At 65.0% G+C, this 15,410-nt stretch carries 16 protein-coding genes; 11 read left to right on the top strand and 5 right to left on the bottom strand.

The window, feature by feature from the left end; translation table 11 throughout:
• Nucleotides 1–1,218: a type II secretion system inner membrane protein GspF gene (gene gspF / locus BN2475_RS16365; protein WP_094780545.1), complete on the top strand. Its 1,218-nt coding sequence runs from the start codon at nt 1–3 to the stop codon at nt 1,216–1,218.
• Between the two features lie 91 nt (nt 1,219–1,309).
• On the opposite strand, the gene BN2475_RS16360 is transcribed toward gspF, so the two are convergent.
• Nucleotides 1,310–1,723, bottom strand: a complete 414-nt coding sequence (locus BN2475_RS16360) for a type II secretion system protein N (RefSeq protein ID WP_094780621.1) — start codon at nt 1,721–1,723, stop codon at nt 1,310–1,312.
• Nucleotides 1,724–1,882: 159 nt separating this feature from the next.
• Here BN2475_RS16360 and gspG point away from each other — a divergent pair, with 159 nt between their 5' ends.
• From gspG to BN2475_RS16320, 8 genes are all read left to right on the top strand, one after another.
• A complete protein-coding gene (gene gspG, locus BN2475_RS16355; protein ID WP_094780544.1) occupies nt 1,883–2,347 on the top strand; it encodes a type II secretion system major pseudopilin GspG in 465 nt (154 codons plus the stop codon).
• Nucleotides 2,348–2,478: 131 nt separating this feature from the next.
• Nucleotides 2,479–3,045, top strand: a complete 567-nt coding sequence (locus BN2475_RS16350) for a GspH/FimT family pseudopilin (protein ID WP_094780543.1) — start codon at nt 2,479–2,481, stop codon at nt 3,043–3,045.
• Nucleotide 3,046: 1 nt separating this feature from the next.
• Nucleotides 3,047–3,463, top strand: coding sequence for a type II secretion system minor pseudopilin GspI (gene gspI, locus BN2475_RS16345; protein WP_425435539.1), 417 nt, complete (start codon nt 3,047–3,049; stop codon nt 3,461–3,463).
• Nucleotides 3,441–4,118 (top strand): PulJ/GspJ family protein, encoded by a 678-nt coding sequence (locus tag BN2475_RS16340; RefSeq protein ID WP_094780541.1) that lies wholly within the window; start codon nt 3,441–3,443, stop codon nt 4,116–4,118. Before gspI ends, BN2475_RS16340 begins: the two co-directional genes overlap by 23 nt.
• Nucleotide 4,119: 1 nt before the next feature.
• Entirely contained in the window at nt 4,120–5,304 is a 1,185-nt protein-coding gene (gspK, locus tag BN2475_RS16335) for a type II secretion system minor pseudopilin GspK (RefSeq protein WP_094780540.1), read from the top strand.
• Between the two features lie 28 nt (nt 5,305–5,332).
• Entirely contained in the window at nt 5,333–6,787 is a 1,455-nt protein-coding gene (gene gspL / locus BN2475_RS16330; RefSeq protein ID WP_094780539.1) for a type II secretion system protein GspL, read from the top strand.
• Nucleotides 6,784–7,287 carry a type II secretion system protein M gene (locus tag BN2475_RS16325; protein WP_094780538.1) on the top strand — a complete coding sequence of 168 codons (504 nt, stop codon included), beginning with the start codon at nt 6,784–6,786 and terminating at the stop codon, nt 7,285–7,287. The genes gspL and BN2475_RS16325 overlap by 4 nt, the downstream gene beginning before the upstream one ends.
• A gap of 22 nt (nt 7,288–7,309) precedes the next feature.
• Entirely contained in the window at nt 7,310–8,089 is a 780-nt protein-coding gene (locus tag BN2475_RS16320) for a type II secretion system protein N (RefSeq protein WP_094780537.1), read from the top strand.
• A 151-nt stretch (nt 8,090–8,240) separates the two neighbouring features.
• On the opposite strand, the gene BN2475_RS16315 is transcribed toward BN2475_RS16320, so the two are convergent.
• Nucleotides 8,241–9,806 (bottom strand): efflux transporter outer membrane subunit, encoded by a 1,566-nt coding sequence (locus tag BN2475_RS16315; RefSeq protein ID WP_094780536.1) that lies wholly within the window; start codon nt 9,804–9,806, stop codon nt 8,241–8,243.
• Nucleotides 9,807–10,003: 197 nt separating this feature from the next.
• Nucleotides 10,004–10,366: a hypothetical protein gene (locus BN2475_RS16310; protein WP_094780535.1), complete on the bottom strand. Its 363-nt coding sequence runs from the start codon at nt 10,364–10,366 to the stop codon at nt 10,004–10,006.
• 245 nt (nt 10,367–10,611) lie between these two features.
• Here BN2475_RS16310 and BN2475_RS16305 point away from each other — a divergent pair, with 245 nt between their 5' ends.
• Both BN2475_RS16305 and BN2475_RS16300 read left to right on the top strand, forming a co-directional pair.
• Nucleotides 10,612–11,130 carry a MarR family winged helix-turn-helix transcriptional regulator gene (locus BN2475_RS16305; RefSeq protein ID WP_094780534.1) on the top strand — a complete coding sequence of 173 codons (519 nt, stop codon included), beginning with the start codon at nt 10,612–10,614 and terminating at the stop codon, nt 11,128–11,130.
• 166 nt (nt 11,131–11,296) lie between these two features.
• Nucleotides 11,297–12,862, top strand: a complete 1,566-nt coding sequence (locus tag BN2475_RS16300) for a DHA2 family efflux MFS transporter permease subunit (RefSeq protein WP_094780533.1) — start codon at nt 11,297–11,299, stop codon at nt 12,860–12,862.
• A 76-nt stretch (nt 12,863–12,938) separates the two neighbouring features.
• Here BN2475_RS16300 and BN2475_RS16295 read toward each other — a convergent pair whose 3' ends face one another.
• Entirely contained in the window at nt 12,939–13,436 is a 498-nt protein-coding gene (locus BN2475_RS16295; RefSeq protein WP_174641965.1) for a hypothetical protein, read from the bottom strand.
• A 211-nt stretch (nt 13,437–13,647) separates the two neighbouring features.
• Nucleotides 13,648–15,264: a glutamate--cysteine ligase gene (gene gshA, locus BN2475_RS16290; protein ID WP_094780532.1), complete on the bottom strand. Its 1,617-nt coding sequence runs from the start codon at nt 15,262–15,264 to the stop codon at nt 13,648–13,650.
• Nucleotides 15,265–15,410 lie beyond the last annotated feature (146 nt).

Below are 15,410 nucleotides of genomic sequence, written 5' to 3'. Positions count from 1 at the left end.
ATGCCGGCATTTCGTTTCGAAGCGATCGACGCGGCGGGCAAGCCGCAAAAGGGCGTGCTCGATGCCGACAGCGCTCGCGGCGCCCGCACCAATCTGCGCTCGCAGGGACTCACGCCGCTCGTCGTGGAGCCGGCGGCGTCGCGCACGCGCGGCGAGCGCAATCAACGCTTGTCGCTCGGGCGGCGGCTGTCACAGCGCGAACAGGCGATCCTGACGCGCCAGCTGGCCAGTCTGCTGATCGCCGGCTTGCCGCTCGACGAAGCGCTCGCGGTGCTCACCGAACAATCGGAACGCGACTACATCCGTGAACTGATGGCGTCGATTCGCGCCGAAGTGCTCGGCGGTCATTCGCTCGCCAACGCGCTGGCGCAGCATCCGAAAGACTTCCCCGAGATTTACCGGGCGCTCGTCGCCGCCGGTGAACACACGGGCAAGCTCGGTCTAGTGCTGTCGCGCCTCGCCGACTACATCGAGCAACGCAATGCGCTCAAGCAGAAGATCGTGCTCGCGTTCACGTATCCGACCATCGTGACGATCATCGCGTTTGGCATCGTCACGTTTCTGTTGAGTTACGTGGTGCCGCAAGTGGTGAACGTGTTCGCCAGCACCAAGCAGCAACTCCCCTTCCTCACCGTCGTGATGATGGCGCTGTCCGGCTTCGTGCGGAACTGGTGGTGGGCGATGCTGATCGGTGTATTCGCGCTGGTGTATCTGGTGCGCTCCGTTCTGAAGCAGCCCGGCCCGCGCCTCGCGTTCGACCGGTGGCTGCTGACCGCGCTGCTCATCGGCAAACTCGTGCGCGGCTACAACACGGTGCGCTTTGCCAGCACGCTCGGCATTCTGACCGCCGCGGGCGTGCCGATTCTGCGCGCGCTGCAGGCCGCCGCCGAAACGCTCAGCAATACCGCGATGCGCGAGAACATCGACGACGCGATTGTGCGCGTGCGCGAAGGCACGTCGCTGTCACGCGCGCTCGGCAATACGAAGACGTTCCCGCCGGTGCTGGTGCACCTGATCCGTTCGGGCGAAGCGACCGGCGACGTGACGACCATGCTCGACCGCGCGGCCGACGGCGAAGCGCGCGAACTGGAGCGCCGCACGATGTTCCTGACGAGCCTGCTGGAGCCGTTGCTGATTCTGGCGATGGGGGGCGTGGTGCTGGTGATCGTGCTGGCCGTGATGCTGCCGATCATCGAGTTGAACAACCTCGTGCAGTAAAGCGCACGGAGGCTGGATTGCGCGGCGCGGGTGCCGCAGGCGGCATGAGCGTCCTGACGACGACAGCCGCACGAGCCGTGCGCTTGCCGCCTCAGCGCACGTAGATCGTGGGACCGCCCGCATTGGCGGGCAGGAAGACTTCGGAGTGCGCGCCATTGCGATCGATGATGATCGAGCGGGCGCGGACTTCGGAGAGTTTGGCGCCTTGCATCAGCGTGCTGCCGATCGATACCGCATGCGGTGGCTCACCGCCGACGCTGACGATGGCCGCCGCGCCTTCGCGTAAAGCGAGAATGCCGAACAGATGCACATCCTGGTTGGCATTGCGCGTGAGCTGGCCGCCGAACAGCGCGGCGGCCTGGTCGGTCGAGGGCTGCGCGTGCGCGGCGGCAGCGGGTAACGGTGCACCGGACATCGTGGTGAGCGTGATGACCCAGTAGGTCAGCGTCGCGCAGAACACGGCGAACAGCGCAAGCGACAGAAGACGGATTTGGATGGCGTTCATGCGCATCATTGTACGGATTATTGTGAATATTGCGTCAGGTTGAAACCCTTCCACACCATGACATTAAAATGACCGGCCGGGCGTGTTCAATGGCGGCCTGACGCTGATAAGCGAACCCGCCCCCAGTCGAAAAATTCACCTGAAAAGAGGTAGCAAGCTATGCAACTGTCGACCACTCGCCGCACTGATATCGCGGGTTCGCGCAGCCGTCGTCAACGTGGTTTTACGCTGATCGAAATCATGGTCGTGATCGCGATTCTCGGCATTCTGGCCGCGCTGATCGTGCCGAAGATCATGAGTCGTCCCGATGAAGCACGCCGCGTTGCCGCGCGGCAGGACATCGGCACGGTGATGCAGGCGCTCAAGCTCTACCGGCTCGACAACGGTCGCTACCCGACCCAGGAGCAAGGTCTGCGCTCGCTGATCGAAAAGCCGAGCACCGACCCGGTGCCGAACAACTGGAAGGACGGCGGCTACCTCGAGCGCCTGCCGAACGACCCGTGGGGCAATGGCTACCAGTATCTGAATCCGGGCGTGCATGGCGAGATCGACGTATTCAGTTACGGCGCGGACGGCAAGGCGGGTGGCGAAGGCAACGATGCCGATATCGGCTCCTGGCAATAGACGGTCGGCGAACCGTTGTTGATTTTCATGCGCGCAATCGCCTCCGCGTCTGCCCTGCTGTCGGACGCCACGCGCGTATTCTGTCGATGCACCGTTGTTTGATTTCCCGTTGATCGTTGGTGGCCGGCACTATGCGTATGTCCGCTTGCAAGTCCTGTGTGGGCACTCTGTACCCGGCCTCGTCGCCGCGCGAGGCGCGTGCGGGCGCGCCTCGCCCGGGTGTGTTGCTCAGGCGCGGCGGCCCGCGCCGCGCCGCGGGCTTCACGTTGCTCGAAATGATGGTGGTGCTGGTGATCGCCGGCTTGCTGGTGTCGCTGACCGCGCTGACGATGACGCGTAATCCGCGCACCGATCTGAACGAGGAAGCGCAGCGTCTCGCGCTGCTGTTCGAATCGGCCGGCGATGAAGCGCAGGTGCGCGCAAGGCCGATTGCGTGGCAACCGATCGAAGGCGGCTTTCGTTTCGACCAGCATACCGAAGACGGCTGGCGTCCGCTGCGTGACGACCTGCTCGGGCCGCGTCGCTGGGAAGGCGGCGTGACGGGCGTGACGATCAGCTATCCGGGTTCGGATTCGCAACCCAGCCGCATCGTTTTCGGCACCGAAGCGATCGACGTGCCGGTGCAGATCACGCTGTTTTCGGCGGCGGGGCGCGCGACGATCGTCGGCACCGGCAATGGCCGCTACGAGGTGCACTGAGATGCTTCGTTGCAGTGGCAGGATGGCTCGCAAGACGGGCCAGCGCGCGCAGCGCGGATTCACGATGATCGAGGTGCTGGTGGCGCTCGCGATCATCGCGGTCGCGTTGGCTGCATCGCTGCGCGCGGTCGGCAGCCTCGCGAGCGGCGAAGCCGATTTGCACCGCCGCCTGCTGGCGGGCTGGAGCGCGGACAACGCGCTCGCGCAATTGCGTCTGACGCATGCGTGGCCGAACGTCGGCGAGACGAGTTTCGATTGCTCGCAGGGCAACTTGCAGCTGATCTGTACCGAGCATGTGACGGCGACGCCGAACCCGGTGTTTCGTCGTGTAGAAGTGATGGTGACGATGCCTGGGCGTTCCGGCAATCTCGCTCAGATGGTCACGGTGGTCGCCAATGAAAACAACCGCTCGCTGTGAGCGCCGCCGCCGGTCGGGCGCGCGTGGCTTCACGCTGATCGAACTGCTGGTCGCGATTGCGATCCTGGCGGTGATCGCCGTGCTGTCGTGGCGCGGGCTCGACCAGATCATTCGCGGCCGCACGACCATCACGAACGCGATGGAAGACGAACGCGTCTTTGCGCAGTTGTTCGACCAGATGCGGATCGACGCGCGCCAGGCGGCGTCGGACGACGAGTCCGGGCAGGCGGCGATTTCGGTGTCCGGCGCCACGCTGCAGATCGTGCGGCGTATGTCCTTGCCCGGGACGGCGCCGCGTCTGCAGGTGGTGCGCTACCAGGTGTCGAATGGACGCGTGATTCGCTACGCGTCGCCGCCACTGAGCAATGTCGGCCAATTGCGGCGGGCGCTGCGCGGCAGCGAAGGCGAAGGCTGGAACGCCGTGCCGTTGATGGCTGGCGTGAGTTCGATCTCCGCGCGGCTCTATGTGCCGAAAATCGGCTGGACCACGCAGATGAACGACGTGCAGAGCGCGATCACCGAGGCCGACAACAATCTGAAGGTGCCGCAGCTCGGCAGTGCACCGCTGCCGCGCTCGGTGACGGGGCTCGAAGTGAGCATTGGCGCCGGTTCGTTGGCGCGGCCCGTCGGGCGGATTTTTCTGGTCGGAGAATGACATGAAGTTCTCTTGCTTCTCCGCGCGATGGTCTTCTCCTGCTTCGCTGCCGGGCCCGGCGAGCCTGCCCATCCGTGCCCGCGCCGAACAGCCTCGACGCCACGCGTCGCGCGTGCGACAGCGAGGCGCGGCCATCATCAGCGCGTTGCTGGTGGTGGCGCTGTCGGCGATCCTGGTGTCCGGCATGCTGTGGCGTCAACAGGTGCAGATTCGCCGGATCGAAAATCAGCGGCTGCTGTTGCAGGCACAATGGGTGGCGCGCGGCGCGCTGGACTGGACGCGTCTGATCCTGCGCTCGGAAGGCGATACGTCGGCCGGTATCACGTATTTGGGCGGTCTGTGGGGCGTGCCGATCGCGAAGACGCGCCTGTCCGATTTTCTCGGACAGATCGGCGAGGTCCGGGCCGAGCAAGGCGCGGCCACCTATCTGTCCGGGTCGATCGAAGACGCGCAGGCGAAATTCAATCTGCGCAATCTGGTGTCGAGCCCCGCGCCCGGCGTGCTGCAACTGAACACCGACCAGATCGGCGCGTATCAGCGTCTGCTGGTCTCGCTCGGCGTGAACAGCCAGCTGGCGAAGACCACCGCCGTGCAGGTGCGCGCAAGCCTCTCGCAATCGGCGACCCGCTTCCAGAGTGTCACGTCCACCAACACATCCACCAGCGGCACGACGGCGACCCAGACCATTCAGGGCGGCGCCACCGGCGGCAGTTTCACCGACAAACCCGGCATCGAGGACAGCGACGACAACGGCGCGGCCGCGCCACTGCAGATGATCAGCGTCGACTCGCTGCTCGATATTCCGGGCTATACGCCAGAGACCGTCGCGCGCTTGCGGCCCTTCGTCACCGTGCTGCCGACCGTCTCGGCGGTCAACATGAATACGGCGTCGGCCGAAGTGATTGCGGCGATCGTGCCGGGTATGAACCTGTCGGCCGCACAGGGTTTTGTCGCGAGCCGGCAGACGATTTTTTTCCACAACGTCAGCGACGTGCAGCTCGCGTTGCGCGGCGCCGGTATGCAGTCGGTCTCATTCGATACGAGCCAGTTCGATGTCAACTCGAGCTACTTCCTGATTCATGGCCGCGTGCAGCACGAACGTGCCGAAGTGGACCGCACGACCCTCGTCTATCGCGACGCAATGACTCACACTACGCGTATCGTGCGGGTACAAGACCAACCATGAACAACGCAATTCCCAGAGAGAGTGGCCTTTGAGCACGCTGATCGTCCTACTGCCGCCGCGTGATCCGGCGGTGCCATCGCAGGAATGGCAACTGCCGGAGTTGCCGTTCGTCCTGCTCGACAAGTCGGGCCGCACCCAGCGCGCCGGCCGCTCGGCGCTCGCGCTGCTGCCGCGGGCGTCGACGGCGGTGCTGATGGTCGCCGCACGCGATCTGCTGATGATGTCCACGCAGTTGCCGCCGCTGCGCGGTCCGAAGCTGCGTCAGGCATTGCCCAACATCGTCGAGGATCACCTGATCCAGGACCCGCAAACCTGCCACATCGCCGTCGATCCGCAACCGCTCGCAGGCGGCCGGCAGTTGCTGGCGATCATCGACCGCGGCTGGTTCCGCTTTATCTGCGAAGCGTTCACGGCGGCCGGCCACCGCAGCTTGCGCGCCGTGCCCGTCACGCGCTGTCTGCCGCAGGCCGCCGCGCCAGCGGCGTCCGGCGCGTCCGGTATGGCCGGTATGTCCGGTATGTCCGGTACGCCGGCCGAAGTGGTGGAATTGGCCAGCGCGAGCGAGCCGGTCATGGCGGGCTCGGCCGGCGTCGCGACGGCGTTGCCGGGCGTGGCGCCGGTGGTGGCGCCCGAGGTCACGTCGGTGGTGCCGATGGTGGCGGCCGTGCTCGGCGCCGTGGTGCAGACCGCGCCCGCCGTGCTGCTGGATGGTGCGGTCGAGAACGGCGTGCCGCGTGTCGAACTGGCGATTGCGCGCGGTGCGCAAGGCGAAGGGCTGGCGGTGCCGGCCAATGCGGTGAACGCGACACTCGGCGCGCTTGCCGGTGCGGCGCCGGTTTCGCTGCACATGCTGACCGAAGTGCCTGGCAACGAGCCGAGTCTCGCCACGACCAGTCCGGCGCGGCTGGCCGCGCACATCCACGGCGCGAGTCCGTTGCCGTTCGAGCAGCTCGCGCGGCGCGCGCTGGAGTGCCGCTTCGATCTGTGCCAGTTCGAGTTCGCGTCGCAGCCGTGGCGGCTCGACCGCGCGACCATGCGGCGTCTGCGTCTGCCGTTGCTGCTGGCGGTCGGCGCGCTGGTGATCGCGATTATCGGCGCGAACGTGCAGTGGCTGATGCTCGCGCGCCAACGCGACGAGCTCAATACGAAGATAACCTTGCTGCTGCTCGACACCTTTCCCAAGACGACGGTCGTGCTCGATGCACCTGACCAGATGTCGCGCCAGTTGCAGCAATTGCGGGTCGCGGCGGGCCAGCTGTCGCCAGACGATTTCCTGTCGCTGGCCGATGGTCTTGCGCGCTCGCTCGCGCCGGTGCCGGTCAACGGCATCGCCGCGCTCGATTATCACGACCGGCGGCTCGACGTGACCTTCAAGCCCGCAGTCAAAGTCGACGCCGACTTCGCGAAACGCCTCGCGCGTAACGGGCTGAACGGCGCAATCGACAGCAATACCGGCAAGTGGACCATCAGGAACGGACAATGAAAGCTGAACTCGCTCAAACATGGGCCGGATTCTGGGGCCAGCGCACCGAGCGTGAAAAAGCCCTGATAACGTGGGGCGGGGGCGCGCTCGCCGTGGTGATCGCGTGGTCGGTGCTATGGGCGCCGGCGCAGGAAGGTCGAGCGCATCTGCGTGAAACGCTGCCGAGCCTGCAACGGCAACTGGCGCAGATGACCGCGCAAGCGAACGAAGCGCGTGCGCTGTCGGCGGCGGCTCAAGGCGTCGCGCCGACCGGCGCCGCGCTGAAGGACGCCCTCACCGCTTCGCTCGGCGACCATGGGCTGGCCGCGACGCAGGTACAGGTGATCGGCAACGTGGTGCAGATCCAGATGAAGAACGCGTCGTTTCCGGTATGGACGAGCTGGGTCGACGATGTGCGCAAGCAGTTCAAGGTGCAAGTCGCCGAGGCGCATGTGACCGCGCTGAAGGACGACGGCCAGGTGGATCTGACGGCGTCGTTACAGCCGTCGACCGCGAAATGACCGTGCCGTCTCAGGATCTCGCATGACTTACTGGATGCGGCGCCTGCGCGTCGCGCTGCCCTGGCTGGTGGTCGCGGTACTGTCCGCCGCCGCTGTGATGCTCACGTTGTTGCCGGCCGCATGGATCACGCCGCAGTTCGCGCGGCAGACGCATGGCCACGTCAATCTCGTCGACCCGGCCGGCTCGCTCTGGCACGGCTCGGCCACGCTGATGCTGGCCGCCGGGTCCGATATGAGCGCGGCGACGCTGCTGCCTGGACGGATCGAATGGCGCACGGCGTTCTGGCCGCTCTTCACCGGCCGCGTACGGATGATCATGCGGCATAGCGAGGCGATGCCCGATCCGATCACGGTCGACGCCACGCCACGCAGCGCGACCGTGACGCCCGGTGTGATCGCCGTGCCGGCTTCGCTGCTGAGCGGGCTGGGTGCGCCATTCAATACGCTCGATCTGCAGGGCAATGTGCAGCTCGCCTGGTCCGACTGGCGCAGTTTCAACAGGGAGGCGTTCGGGCAAGTCACCGTGACGTTGAACGACGTCAGCTCGCGAGTCTCGCTGGTCAAGCCGCTCGGCTCGTACCGGGTGACGTTCCAGGCGCAGGGCGCATCGTCCACGCTCGACCTGACGACCCTCAAGGGGCCGTTGATGCTGAGCGGCAGCGGTACGGTGTCGGCCGCGTCGACGTCGTTTCACGGCATGGCCAGTGCCGCGCCCGAGGCGCGCGATAACCTCGCGGGATTGCTGAATCTGTTGGGCCGGCCCACTGGGTCGGGCACGGTGGCGTTGACGTTCGTGCACTGATGCTGACGCGATTGGCCGGCGTAGTGGCGCGGGTCGGCGTGCACGGTGCGTGATGATGGAGTTGAAAAAGAGGCATGGGCGCATTTCGCGGCCATGCCTCTTTTGCTTTGCCTGCTTTGCGTCGCTGAGCGCCTCGCGCGGCTCGCCGCGCTTACTTGCTTTGAATTTGTGGCTGCGGCGTGACGCCGCTTTGTGCGACCGGAACCGCCGATGCAGCCGGCAGCGGCGCGGCCACGTCGCCCGTTTCGCGATTCATCTGCGACACGTCCCAGCCGCCACCCAGCGCCTTCACGAGACCCACCGACGACACCATCCGCTGACCCGCGATGTTCTCGAGCTTTTGCTCGGCCGTGAACGCCGTGGTCTGCGCGGTCAGCACGTTGACGAAGCCGACCGTGCCCGCTTTGTACTCGTTTATGACGATCTCGAGCGCGCGGCGCGCCGACTCGACCGCCTGCCGTTGCACGACGATTTCCTGTTCGAGAATGCGCAGCGACGCGAGGTTGTCCTCCACGTCCTGGAACGCGGCCAACACCGTTTGGCGATAGCTTGCGACGTCCGCGTCGTACGCGGCGCGAGCGGCGTCGGTCTTAGCCTTGCGCAGACCGGCGTCGAACAGTGTGGCCGCGAGTTGCGGGCCGACTGTCCAGAAGCGCGACGGCAGGGTTAGCAATTGTGAGAACACAGAATTTTCGAAGCCGCCGGTGGCCGATACCGTCAGCGTCGGGAAAAATGCGGCGATCGCGACGCCGATCTGCTCGTTTGCCGCGGCGGCCTTGCGTTCCGCCGACGCGATGTCCGGACGCCGCTCGAGCAGCGCGGACGGCATTTGCGCGGGCACGGCGGGCGGCGTGGCGGTGAGCGGTATCGGCGGGATCGAGAAGACCGATGGCGGCACGCCGACCAGCACAGCGATCGCGTGCTCGTCCTGCGCGCGTTGAATGCCATTCTCGATCGCCGCCGCCTGCGCCGACTGCAACTGCGCTTGCGCCTGGATCACGTCCGAGCGCGCGGCGACGCCCGCGGCGTACTGGTTTTGCGTGAGCTGCAGCGAGCGTTGATAGGCTGCGACGGTGTTGTCGAGCAGATTCTGGGTGGAGTCGAGTGCGCGCAGCGAGAAGTACGTTTGCGCAAGCGTCGCCTGGGCGGACAGCCGCGCGTTGGCGAGGTCGGCGGCCGCGCCTTGCTGGCCAGCCTTCTGAGCGTTGACCGAGCGGGTGACCGAACCCCACAGATCCGGTTCCCAGCTGGCGTCAAGTTGCACGGTGAAGCTGTTGCCGATGCCGGCGCGACTCGTTGCGGTGGTCGCATTGCCGCCGGACGAGGCACCGTTGCCGAAACGCGTCGCGCCCGCCGATGCGCCGATGGTCGGGAAATACGCCGCACGCGCTTCGCCGACCAGCGCACGCGCCTGCCGGTACGCGGCGGCGAATTGAGCGACAGTCTGGTTCGCGGCGTTCAGCTTGTCTTCGAGGGCACTGAGCTGGGGGTCTTCGTAAATCGTCCACCAGTTGCCGCGATCTTGTTGATCGGCCGGTTCGGCGACTTTCCAGCCAGGTGGGGCTTCCTTGAAAGAAGCGGGGACCTCCGTGGCCGGACGCTTGTAGTCGGGGCCGACGGCGCACGCGCCCAGCAGGGTGGCGAGCGCCGCCGTTACCGCAATGGTCAAGGCGCGAGGCGCAACCCACCGCGCGCGCGAGATTCGATCAGACTGCATGCAATGAATTCCTTCTGGACGCCGCGGCGCGGCCGATGGCGGCAACGTCGGCCGGGCGAGATCACGGTCTGCCGGAATGTTAGCGTATGAGCCCGCTGGAGCGCGGGAAACTGAAAGGGTAATGCGGGATGCGCGCGGGTGTGTTACTTGGGGTGTCGCGATGGTTACGTGCCGTTACCAGGCGTGCCGTCGGACCGTTAAACCCGTGATTCCGTGGCAGTTCCTTGCCGCGCCAGCTTGCCGGCCGCCGCCCGACAGGGCGCACCGCCGCGCGTCTTGCATGCGGGCGAGATCGGTACTGCGTGGGTGGCCGCAGTCGTGAGGCTTTCTGCCGGGAGCGGCGCCGCCGCGAATTCCCCAAGCGCCGCCTTGCTGTCATTTCGTCCCCGGCGATGTTCGAACCACGCCAGCACCGCGACACCTACCGATCCGCCGGGCAGCACGAACAGCACGCCGAACAGGGCCAGTTTCCACCAGCGGTGCGGCCCCTGGAAGCTATTCAACGCGGAATCGGTGAGGGAGCGGCTCAGGCCGCCAAGCGTGTTTTTGAGGTACAGCATGGGGAAATCCTTTTTTCGCACGTCGCGCTCGCGGCGTGCAGACGATCGGTCAGAACATGGTCTCGTTCGGCGCGGGTCGCGCGTAACTCATTGCCTGCAATAATATTGACCATGCAAGCAAATTTCAACATACTCTGGCCCGCGGGCGATTGTTGTGTTGTTTTCGCACCGCTCGTACGATGCGATTTGACTTGCCTGCTTAGGCAGCTAAACTCCGTTCTGCCTGTCGAAGTTCTGGATACGCGATGACTGAAAGTTCGTACAAGGCCGACCAGTGCGACCTCACGTCGAGTCTCGGCTATTACCTGACGAAAGCGCGGAACGTGCTAGTCGAGCGGATGGATCGCGCGGTCAAGCCGCTGGGGCTGACGGCGCAACAGATCGGCGTGATTCTGATGCTGTCGTCGCGGCGCGCGAGCACGCCGTTTGAACTGTCGCGCGCAATGTCTTACGACAGCGGTTCGATGACGCGCCTGCTGGATCGCCTTGAAAAGAAAGGCTTTGTGGTGCGCACGCGCAGTGACACCGACCGTCGGATGGTGAAGCTCGAACTGACGCCGCAAGGCCACGACGCCGCGCGGCAAATACCCAGTCTGGGGGCTGCGGTGCTGAACGAACAACTACGCGGGTTTTCCGCCGCGGAGCACGCGACACTGATCGCGCTGCTCGATCGTTTCATTGCGAACGGCCTCGACGGAGGCGCGAACGTTGGGTGCGGATTCCAGCCGGAGTTGCGGCCGGAGTCGCGGGAAAGAATCGACTGAAGAGTCGCCGCCGGAACACGGTGGCCAATAGCAAAGAGGCGCTTTCAAAGGCGCCGTTGTCTTTAAATATCTGTCTGGGCAGAGGGTGATCCGGCATGCAAGCGCGCCGTTGGGCGCGGCTGATAAAGCTGCTGTGACAAGCTTTCCCGGTCGAGGAGAACAACCTATGGACGCTACGGCTCCCGCCGCTGCTGCCGCGCCTGCCGCCGAACCCGCTCCGCTCAAGGGCGGTGCGCTGGCGCTGCTTACCGTCGGCCTCGCGCTCGGCACTTTCATGGAAGTGCTGGATACCTCGATTGCGAACGTCGCCGTGCCGACCATTTCGGGCAGCCTCGGTGTCGCGACCAGTCAGGGCACATGGGTCATCTCGTCGTACTCGGTCGCTTCGGCGATTGCGGTGCCGCTGACCGGCTGGCTCGCGCGACGCGTCGGCGAAGTGCGGCTCTTCACGCTGTCCGTGCTGCTCTTCACGATTGCGTCGGCGCTGTGCGGCTTCGCGCACAACTTCGAGTCGCTGATCGCGTTCCGGCTCGTGCAAGGGCTCGTCTCCGGACCGATGGTTCCGCTTTCGCAGACCATCCTGATGCGCTCCTATCCCCCAGTCAAACGCGGGCTCGCGCTGGGCCTCTGGGCGATGACCGTGATTTGCGCGCCGATTTTCGGACCCGTGATGGGCGGTTATATCACCGACAACTTCACGTGGCCGTGGATCTTCTACATCAACGTACCGATCGGGTTGTTCTCGGCGGGGTGCTCGTACCTGCTGCTGCGTGGCCGCGAGACGAAGACCACCCGGCAGCGCATCGATGCGATCGGTCTCGCGCTGCTCGTGATCGGGGTCTCGTGCCTGCAGATGATGCTCGACCTCGGCAAGGACCGTGACTGGTTCAACTCGACGTTCATCGTGTCGCTGGCGGTGATCGCGGTGGTGTCGCTCGCTTTCCTGCTGGTGTGGGAGATGACGGAGAAGGAGCCCATCGTCGATCTCTCGCTGTTCAAGGACCGCAATTTCGCGCTTGGTGTGCTGATCATTTCGTTCGGGTTCATGGCCTTCTTCGGGTCGGTGGTGATCTTCCCACTGTGGCTGCAAACGGTGATGGGCTACACCCCCGGGCTCGCGGGTCTGGCGACTGCGCCGGTCGGCCTGCTCGCGCTGTTCCTGTCGCCGATGATCGGCAAGAACATGCACCGCCTGAATCTGCGCATGGTGGCGAGTTTCGCGTTCATCGTGTTCGCGCTCGTGTCGTTCTGGAACTCGACCTTTACCCTCGACGTGCCATTCAATCACGTGATCTGGCCGCGTCTCGTACAAGGTATCGGCGTGGCCTGCTTCTTCGTGCCGATGACGACCATTACGCTGTCCAGCGTGCCCGACGAGCGGCTGGCGAGCGCGTCCGGGTTGTCCAACTTCTTCCGCACGTTGTCAGGCGCAATCGGTACAGCAATCAGTACGACGTTCTGGGAGAACGACACGATCTACCATCATGCGATGCTGGCCGATTCCGTGAATGTGTACTCGGCCAATACCAACGCCTATACCGGTGCGCTGGCCGGGATCGGTTTGTCGGGCGATGGCGTGACCGCGCAGGTGAATCAGGTGGTGACTTCGCAAGCCTATATGCTCGCCACCAACGATTTCTTCCGCATTTCCTGCGCCGCGTTTCTGGTGCTTGCGGTATTGGTCTGGATCACGAAACCGCGCAAGGGCGCTGGGCCTTCGTTAGGACATTGAAGTTCGTTTCATGCTGCACGCGACGGCGCGCCGAAACGATGCTTTACGTTGCATCGTTGCGCGCGTCGCCGCATCTTTACTGCGTCATGGTCTCGCCATTCGCCGCCGGCACCGATTGTCCCTGTGCATCCGGATGCGTCGGCGCGGGTGCGGCTTGCGACGGCTTCACGCTGCCCAGCGGCGCACCCGCTGCGTTGCCTCGCACGTATAGCTTGAACTCGGCGCCCGCTTCCCACGGGTTCGGCGTGCAACCCAGCGAGCCGTCACAGTGCGCGGCAAAGCCAATCGTCGCCGTGCCGTCGGGGTTCACGGTGCGCGTGATCTGATACGCCAACGCGCGTTTGCCGCCGTCCGGGCCGGCAGTCTGAATCAGCGAGTCGGTCGAGGATTCGATCGGGTATGTCGAATGGCTCGACACCCACATTTGTGCCCGTTGCCACCACACGTCGCATTCCGCTTTGTGCGAACACGTCAACGGCGTTGTCGCGATCTGCATGATGTCCGGGTCGACCTGCCCTTGCGTCGAACAGCCCGCCGCTGCCAGACACAGCGCAGCCAACAGGACTTTGTTCATCACGTTGATACCTCCGTCATGGGAGCGTCTCATACCAATTTGGACCGCAACGTCGATGCAGTGTTTCATCCACGTCAGAGAATCGTCAGAATGCGCGGAGAATTTTCCGATCTCGCGTTCGAGCGTCGGCCGTGCGACGTAGACGTTACCTGCGCACAAGAAAAAAGCGGCCACGCGGGCCGCTTTTTCGTCGCATCGCTATGCTCGCCGTTCAGACGCTGAAGCGATTCAAGGTGTACGCGCGATAAGCTGCGACGAACGCGTCGAACGAGCCGACTTCTTCGCGCTCCAGTTGGGCCTGCTCAGCCAGCGATCGCGCGCTGAGTTCGGTGAACGCCTGGGTCTCGGCGGCATCCAGCGGACGCGAACGGAAATACGCAGCGTGCGCTTCGCTTTGCTCGAGACCGAACGCCAGGAAGCTTTGCTGTTTGTCGCGCATGATTTGCAACACGCGCGCCGACGGGGTCAGCGATACATCCGCGAGCTTCGCGCGTTGAGCCGCGACGGCGCGTGCGTGCGCGTCCCCGCCGTGCAACGCGTCGAGCGTTGCTGCCGCCGCGTCGATCTTGCCCAGCAGTTCGTTGGCCCAGTCCGTCATTGCGACCGCGCGGCCCTCGCGCGTCAGCTCGAGACCTGGCTTGCGGCCTTCCTGCGTCACGCTGCCGAAGTTCTGATTGGCTTCGACGTACGCTTGTGGCGGCAGCAGTGCGCTGTCGTCGAGCGCGCAGACAAGCAGGTAGGCGTCGAGAAAGCGCGCCGTCTCCAGCGAAATGCCGCGCGGCTCGAACGGATCGATGTCCATGCAACGTACCTCGACGTATTGCACGCCGCGAGCGGCGAGCGCATGCAGCGGCCGCTCGCCCGGATACGTGACGCGCTTCGGACGAATCGTCGAGTAAAACTCGTTTTCGATCTGCAACACGTTGGTGTTGATCTGCACCCACTCGCCGTCGCGCTGCGTGCCGATCGCCTCGTAGGCCGGATACGGCTGGCTCACCGCTTTGGCGAGTGCGTCGAGATAGCCCGGCAGCGTGTCGTAGTCGGCGTGCAACGCAGCTTGTGCGGTGGTGTTCGAATAGCCGAGGTCGCTCATGCGCAAGCTGGTCGCGTACGGCCGGTACAGCGTGTCGGCATCGAACGTGTCGAGCGTGTGTTTGCGATCGCGGAGAAACCGGCGATCCAGCGCCGGCGACGCCCCGAACAGATACATCAGCAGCCAGCAAGTGCGGCGGAAATTGCGAATCAGCGCGAGGTAGCGCTCGGACTGGAAATCGACGGCATTCGCGGTGGATTGCTGATCGGCATGCAGCAGCCGCCACACATCCTCGCTCAGCGAGTAGTTGTAGTGGACGCCCGCGATGCACTGCATCGTACGGCCATAGCGCAGCGCGAGGCCCACGCGGTACACGTACTTCAGTCTGCCGATGTTGGACGTGCCGTAGTGCGCGATCGGAATGCCGTCGTCGGAGTCGGGGAGCAGGCCCGGCATCGACTGGTTCCACAGGATTTCGTCGCCGAGTTCCGCGTAGACGTAACGATGCAGTGTGTCGAGCTTATCGAGCGTGGTCTGGACGTCCTGCTCGGCGGGCGTGATCAGTTCGAGCAGCGCTTCGGAATAGTCGGTGGTGAGCGACGGATGCGTGAGCGCCGAGCCGAGCGCGCGTGGATGCGGAGTCAACGCGAGTTGGCCGTCGTGCGTCACGCGCAGACTTTCCTTTTCGATGCCGCGCAGACCGCGCGTCAGCGCGCCGCGCTGCGGGCCTGAAGTCAGCACGGACAGGCGGTGCAGGAGCGCGTCGGTCGTGCGGGGAGGTGTCGTGTTTGGCATTGATGCGAGTCGGGCGTTGTCGCCGCTATGGACCGCTTGACTGCTCGCAGGCAGCGCGGCGGTTGACAACGTTCGGCGAAAATTTCGGTAGCGGGCACTTTAACATCTCGCCACGGCGGCTGCTTGAGGCCGCTCTGGCGGGCGAT

The sequence above is a fragment of the Paraburkholderia ribeironis genome (assembly GCF_900019265.1).
In the GTDB taxonomy this organism is placed as follows: domain Bacteria; phylum Pseudomonadota; class Gammaproteobacteria; order Burkholderiales; family Burkholderiaceae; genus Paraburkholderia; species Paraburkholderia ribeironis.
Note: the sequence above shows the minus strand (reverse complement) of the source record. Positions and strands in the feature narration are given on the sequence as shown.

Excerpts from the sequence above, each read along its gene's own strand:
- gspK (WP_094780540.1), top strand. The coding sequence starts at position 4,120 with ATGAAGTTCTCTTGCTTCTCCGCGCGATGGTCTTCTCCTGCTTCGCTG.
- BN2475_RS16350 (WP_094780543.1), top strand. The coding sequence starts at position 2,479 with ATGCGTATGTCCGCTTGCAAGTCCTGTGTGGGCACTCTGTACCCGGCC.
- BN2475_RS16310 (WP_094780535.1), bottom strand. The coding sequence starts at position 10,366 with ATGCTGTACCTCAAAAACACGCTTGGCGGCCTGAGCCGCTCCCTCACC.
- BN2475_RS16295 (WP_174641965.1), bottom strand. The coding sequence starts at position 13,436 with ATGAACAAAGTCCTGTTGGCTGCGCTGTGTCTGGCAGCGGCGGGCTGT.
- gspF (WP_094780545.1), top strand. The coding sequence starts at position 1 with ATGCCGGCATTTCGTTTCGAAGCGATCGACGCGGCGGGCAAGCCGCAA.
- BN2475_RS16320 (WP_094780537.1), top strand. The coding sequence starts at position 7,310 with ATGACTTACTGGATGCGGCGCCTGCGCGTCGCGCTGCCCTGGCTGGTG.
- gspG (WP_094780544.1), top strand. The coding sequence starts at position 1,883 with ATGCAACTGTCGACCACTCGCCGCACTGATATCGCGGGTTCGCGCAGC.
- gspI (WP_425435539.1), top strand. The coding sequence starts at position 3,047 with ATGCTTCGTTGCAGTGGCAGGATGGCTCGCAAGACGGGCCAGCGCGCG.
- gshA (WP_094780532.1), bottom strand. The coding sequence starts at position 15,264 with ATGCCAAACACGACACCTCCCCGCACGACCGACGCGCTCCTGCACCGC.
- BN2475_RS16340 (WP_094780541.1), top strand. The coding sequence starts at position 3,441 with ATGAAAACAACCGCTCGCTGTGAGCGCCGCCGCCGGTCGGGCGCGCGT.
- BN2475_RS16325 (WP_094780538.1), top strand. The coding sequence starts at position 6,784 with ATGAAAGCTGAACTCGCTCAAACATGGGCCGGATTCTGGGGCCAGCGC.
- BN2475_RS16315 (WP_094780536.1), bottom strand. The coding sequence starts at position 9,806 with ATGCAGTCTGATCGAATCTCGCGCGCGCGGTGGGTTGCGCCTCGCGCC.
- BN2475_RS16305 (WP_094780534.1), top strand. The coding sequence starts at position 10,612 with ATGACTGAAAGTTCGTACAAGGCCGACCAGTGCGACCTCACGTCGAGT.
- BN2475_RS16360 (WP_094780621.1), bottom strand. The coding sequence starts at position 1,723 with ATGAACGCCATCCAAATCCGTCTTCTGTCGCTTGCGCTGTTCGCCGTG.
- BN2475_RS16300 (WP_094780533.1), top strand. The coding sequence starts at position 11,297 with ATGGACGCTACGGCTCCCGCCGCTGCTGCCGCGCCTGCCGCCGAACCC.